4 protein-coding genes are annotated in these 5944 nt (G+C 49.1%); 3 read left to right on the plus strand and 1 reads right to left on the minus strand.

Going from position 1 to position 5944, the window contains the following annotated elements:
* Positions 1-153 precede the first annotated feature (153 nt).
* The gene (locus tag ACFQ2O_RS19220; protein WP_377531826.1) at positions 154-1710 is read right to left on the minus strand and encodes a rhomboid family intramembrane serine protease; all 1557 of its coding nucleotides are present in this window, start codon (positions 1708-1710) and stop codon (positions 154-156) included.
* A gap of 123 nt (positions 1711-1833) precedes the next feature.
* Between ACFQ2O_RS19220 and ACFQ2O_RS19225 the strand changes: the two genes are divergently transcribed.
* From ACFQ2O_RS19225 to ACFQ2O_RS19235, 3 genes are all read left to right on the plus strand, one after another.
* Positions 1834-2637 carry an N-formylglutamate amidohydrolase gene (locus tag ACFQ2O_RS19225; RefSeq protein WP_377531828.1) on the plus strand — a complete coding sequence of 268 codons (804 nt, stop codon included), beginning with the start codon at positions 1834-1836 and terminating at the stop codon, positions 2635-2637.
* Between the two features lie 213 nt (positions 2638-2850).
* Positions 2851-4698, plus strand: coding sequence for a flavohemoglobin expression-modulating QEGLA motif protein (locus tag ACFQ2O_RS19230; RefSeq protein ID WP_377531831.1), 1848 nt, complete (start codon positions 2851-2853; stop codon positions 4696-4698).
* Positions 4699-4739: 41 nt separating this feature from the next.
* Positions 4740-5789, plus strand: a complete 1050-nt coding sequence (locus ACFQ2O_RS19235) for a glutathione synthetase (RefSeq protein ID WP_377531833.1) — start codon at positions 4740-4742, stop codon at positions 5787-5789.
* Positions 5790-5944 lie beyond the last annotated feature (155 nt).

Here is a 5944-nt window from a genome sequence, read left to right on the forward strand (position 1 = left end):
TATAAATTTTCTATACTACATTAGCTCTAACCAAGTTACATATTTCTTGCACAACCTACAAATACCCCTCCTTTGCTTACTACTATTACCTAACAGATAAAGGGGCAATACTAAAGTTGCGGCCACTAACTTAAGTCATTAAACTGGCCTGTCTTATTCCTTTGTTGTGATAACTATAGCTCCGCCTGCAGCCTTCTCCCCATAAATTTTTACTGCTTCCTCTCTTTTCAATACTGTAATCTCTTGTATCGATTCTGGATTCAAATTAGTTACCTCAGGCAGTGCCTCACTTTTAGAGGCAATTCCAAGTTCTTTGCCATTCAACACATAGAGAGGGTCGCCAACTGCAGCAAAGTCTGCTTCGCCCAGGGGTTTGCCGTCGCTGCCTTTTATCTTTTGCTCCAGCTCATAATCGTTTGTGATCACCGGACTGGCTGCTTCTGAAAAATTATCATGCTGTAGCTGCATGGCGTAATGGTTGATGGCACCCAGCATCTGTTGCTGCTTCTGGTGCAGGAGTGGGCGGTTTGCCAGCAGGTCGTCGTGCAGCATTTGGTAAGACATTTTGCGGAGACGCACGTAATCCAGCATAGCAGCAACACGAGGCTTTTCTGCGTCCGGGGCATCATCTATACTTTCCAGCAGGTTCTCGCTCTCTTCCCAAAGCGCAATTCCATTCGCTAGCATTGGCACCATTTCTTCTGCCTTTACGTTTTCGCCTGCTTTATCCATAGCAATCATTGCCTGCATTGCCTGCTGCTCGTTCTGGCCTATTTTTTCCACTACCTGCACATAGCGCGTTTTTCCTGTAAAGGGTATCAGGCTAAACCACACATACACCAGCAGCAAACCTGTCACCATGGTTATACTATTACCTACGGCGCTATACTTTTGGGTGATGTACCGGTCAGAGCGCAGCAAAAGCAGCGCGCCATATACTACGCCTGTCACCAGCCCTCCAACGTGTGCGGCATTGTCTATGCCATCGCGCATGCCATAGGCCAGGTTAAGGCCAATCACTACTGCCATACTACCTAACATTCCTTGCTTTGTCTTCCAATCCATCTCACGCTCTAGCAGGAGCACCATCAGCAACAGGCCAAACATCCCAAAAATTGCTCCCGAGGCACCCACTGACACATTAACCTCAGGGCTTACCCACCACAGGCTAATGACACTCCCAGCCAGGCCACACAGCACATATGCAAGTATAAACTGTACCCGCCCTATCAGCATTTCCAGCTGTGCACCTATATTCACCAAAGCCATCATGTTGAACAAGAGGTGCAGTAAGCCACCGTGCAGAAACATACTGGTAAGCAGGCGCCAAGGCTGCCCTGTTAAGGTATAAGGCCCAAAGTTGGCTCCTAGATCTACCAGACGTGCCGCATCGGGCTCTAATACATGCAAGCCAAGCAAAGCTCCCACTATAAATACCAGCAGGTTCAGGTTTAGCAGGATGGGTGTAACAAAATAGTTTTGCTGCGGCACAAACAGCTGCAAAAAGCCATTGATCTTTTGGCCCAGTGTTTCCCGTTGAGGCTGTGCCTGTTCTGCGGGCTCCCATTCAGGCACTTCTTCGCCTCGCTTCTCCAACGCTGCCATAGCCGCCTGCACAGCCTCTGGCTCATACTCCTGGTGTTGCTGCACAACCTCCTTTAAATCTTCTGTGCTCAGTGCTTCAGCCTGTGCAGTATAATCTCTTTCCATTTTCGATATATTCTTATGTAAATATAGGAATAAACCACTATGGTAAAAATCAAACCGCTGCGAATGGAGTGCTTATAACCTTCGGTCTCCGGAAAAGGTACAATTAAGCACAACAAAACAATTATGACAGAAACAAAAGCACTATCATACTATACTTTAAAGAGCGGCAACAGCCCATTGGTGGCAACAGCCATACATGATGGCCACGAGGTAAGGCCTAATCTGAAAAGCCTTTTCAACCTGACATCAGAAGAGCGCCTGCGCGAAGAGGATCCTTATACTTCAGCTTGGGTAAGTATAACTGATAACCACGTGATAGGCCATTACTCCCGCTTCGAGATGGACCTGAACCGGCCACCTGAAAAAGCGATTTACCGCGTTCCGGAAGATGCCTGGGGTTTAGAAGTATGGAAGGATGCATTGCCGGAGCACCTGGCGCAGGAGTCGATGGGCAACTATAATAAATTTTATACTGATGTAAAGGCAATGCTAAGCAAGCTAATTGAACAGCACGGTTGCATTGTGGTTTATGACCTCCATACCTATAACCACCTTCGCGAGGGACAAACAGGACCACCTGCTGACCCGGAGCAGAACCCGGAGGTAAACATCGGCACCGGCAACATGAACCGTGAAAAGTGGGCTCCCGTGGTAGATGGCTTCATCCACAGCCTGAGCAGCCATGATTTTCGGGAGCGAAAGCTGGATGTGCGGGAAAATGTAAAGTTCAAGGGCGGCCACTTCATGCGCTGGATCCACGATACCTTCGGCGACAGCGTATGCGTGATGAGCATCGAGTTTAAGAAGTTCTTTATGGATGAGTGGACGGGAGAGCCGGACCAAAAGCAGGTGCAGGAGATAAAGCAGGCACTACAGCAAACCACCAAACCCGTACTGGAGGCACTGGCCCAGGTATGCCAAGTATAGCTCTTATTGTAATGAATGACTACCTGACAAATGACGTACATTTCTATTAAAAAGAACTATAGGTTACTTCCTGACACTCCACATGCTTATCGTAACTAAGCAGTTGTGTAAAAGCGAAAGAGTATCTCAGCTTGCGTAGCGTACATCAATCTATAAGTCCTATGTCTTTCATCACAGAGTCTTTTATCTGAATGCCTGCCCACCTGAACAACCATGATAGAAAGTATAACCGATAGCTTTATAACCAAAATTACCCGCAGCCTGACACGCGGCAAGCAGGTGCACCGGCGGCTACCGCAGGGCGGCCTTATTTACATCGATAGGCCCCTGCCCTTTTTAGTACTTTTCCGCCACCCCAGCGGCCAGCCCGATCACCCCACAGCCGACTTTCTAAAAGCCAATGCCTCCTATATTATTTCGCACCAGGAGCGCACTGAAGAGCTACGGCCTCTTGTGCAAAGCATAGCCAAGGCGATGGCCGATAAGTTTGGTGCCTTTATGATTATTGAGTTGCTAGCGCCACCTGCCGATGCTGCCGATGTGCCGCTTTTTAAGGTACTCGGGCCAGAGAAACAGCTACCTACTTCCACCAAAACCATTGTGCAGGAGCTGCAAAGTATAAAGCTAAGCACTATTCATACTTCTGTCGCAACCGACTCAAACGCTCCTTTGCTGCAGGAGCCCCTTTGCCTGATGCCAGAAGAGGAGCTGAAAAAGCACGCTATCCTGATGCTGGGGCTACAGCTCAAGCCTATTTATAAGAATGCTGCCACCGGTAAAATATACCCTTTGTTGCTGCGCAACCTCCGTGAGCAAGTAGCTAACGCCATCAAAAAAACTGTTTTTGATTTTATAAGCGTCCAAACCACCCACCATCCGGTACACTTTCAGGCGCTGGGGCGGCAGGCAGTAAACCGGGTGGTGTGGCGCATTGATAAGCAGCTAACCAGCATCAGCGACCAGTTTCAGTTTCTGCTGCTCGTAACGCCGGTCAATAATAACAATGCCTGGGCAGAATTTAAGAAGGCTAAGTATAAGCAAGCACCTATCTTCCATTACCGCCTCATGCCCATCGATGCGGACCAACTGAAGCGGAAACTCTACAATATCTCTATTGAGAAAGTGGATGACCCTACCTTAGGCTACCTGTTCCGCGACAAGCGCCACGAGCTGGACAAGATGCTGACCATGCTCTCCGACCGTAATACGCCTGACTTTCTCTACAGCAGCATGCAGCTTTACGGTACCGTTGACGAGCAACTGCTGAAAATTGCCGAAGGCATACTTGCCGCCATTCCCGAGCCTGTGCGGGAGAAAGATGTGGAACTAATACCTGTAGCTGAATTTGCCGCACAGGCCGAACGAGAAATTGCTTTTCTGAAAGACCAATACCGAGCCCTAGACTCTGGCGTGGATGTGCGGGATGACATTGTAGGCTTGATTGTGTCTGAAGGCCGGCTGAATGTAGGAACCGACGCTAAAATTCCGCGCCACCGGGCCGAGGCGCTGATACAGCATGAGGTGGGCACACACATTCTCACCTACTTTAACGGAAAGGCGCAACCACTCCGACAGTTGTACATGGGCAGCCCCGGCTACGAAGAGCTACAGGAGGGGTTGGCGGTACTCAGCGAGTGGCTGGTAGGCGGCTTAGACCACGACCGCCTGCGTATACTGGCGGCACGTGTGGTGGCTGTATACCACCTCACCAAAGGCTGCAGCTTTACCGATAACTTCTCCAGACTGAAGGAGGAGTATAATTTCAGCGACGAAACGGCCTGGGACGTAACCATGCGCGTGCACCGCGGCGGCGGCCTGACAAAAGATGCCGTATACTTGCGCGGACTGGTGCACCTGCTCAGCTACCTGAAAGAAGGACATGAACTGGAGCCGCTGCTCATTGGCAAAATCCGCCAGGACTACATCCCGATTGTGCAGGAACTCATTTACCGGAATGTGCTGCGCCCGGTGCCCATTAAACCGCGCTACCTGCTCGACGATAGCATCAAACCTAAGCTAGAACAACTTAAAGCCGGCATATCAGTATTTAATTTACTGTAATCAATCAGCCACATCATCAACTAAAGTATAAATAGCACCCCATGACTATAGGATTTGTAGTAAACGACATAAAAACAGAAAAACCGAACTATTCAACCATCTTTCTGGCGCAGCGCATGCACAACCAGGGTCATACAGTTTACCTGATGGGCGTTGGCGACCTGGCCTACTACCCGGACGGCTACATGGGCGCTACCGCTGTGCAAGCCGACCCGAAGCATAAGTATAAAGCACTGGCCACATACCTGGAGGCTATTCAGGGTGATAAGGCAAACAGAGTACGCGTTACTGCACCAGACCTGGACGTGCTCATGCTCCGCAACGACCCTTCTTCAGAAGGCGAAGGCCGCGGCTGGGCACAGAACGCAGGTATAATTTTTGGCCAGCTGGCAATACGCCATGGCGTTATTGTGCTCAACGACCCTACCAAGCTTTCTGATGCGGTGAATAAGATGTATTTCCAGCATTTTCCAGAGGCTGTTCGCCCACGCACTCTTATTACCCGCGACAAAGACGAGATAAAGGAGTTCTTTAATGAGCAGAAGAATAACATCATCCTGAAACCGCTACAAGGCTCCGGTGGATCTGGTGTGTTTATGGTGAAAAAGGATGACTCCACTAACCTGAACCAGATTGTGGAAGCCATCAGCCGCGACGGCTATGTAATTGTACAGGAGTATTTGCCAGAGGCTACCGAGGGTGATGTGCGTCTGATCGTAATGAACGGAGAAGCCCTGCAACATGAAGGCAAGTACTGCGCCATCCACAGAGTTACCGGAAAAGACGACATCCGTAGCAACCTGCATGCCGGAGGCTCTACGCAGGCGGCCAAGGTAACGCAAACCATGCTGGACCTGGTGGAGCTTGTACGGCCAAAACTAATTCAGGACGGCATGTTCTTAGTTGGTCTTGATATAGTTGGAAATAAGCTAATGGAAATCAACGTGTTTAGCCCAGGCGGTTTGCACGATGCCAGCGAAATGGAAGGCGTGGATTTTTCTGTTCCTATCATTGCCGCTCTGGAGCGAAAGGTGCATTACAAAAACACTTACGAAGCCCAAATCAACAATCGTACAGTGGCCATGATCTAAGGTTAGGGCAATTCGTTAAATAAGAAAAGCAGGGTTCAGCCCTGCTTTTCTTATTTATACTTCATACTATGATGCATAACAGGAGCTACTCTTTACCTGTTGCAGGTATTTTCACGTTAAATCAGCTTTGACAGCCTAATAACTTTAAAATTTAA

This window comes from Pontibacter rugosus (assembly GCF_042678745.1).
GTDB lineage: Bacteria > Bacteroidota > Bacteroidia > Cytophagales > Hymenobacteraceae > Pontibacter > Pontibacter rugosus.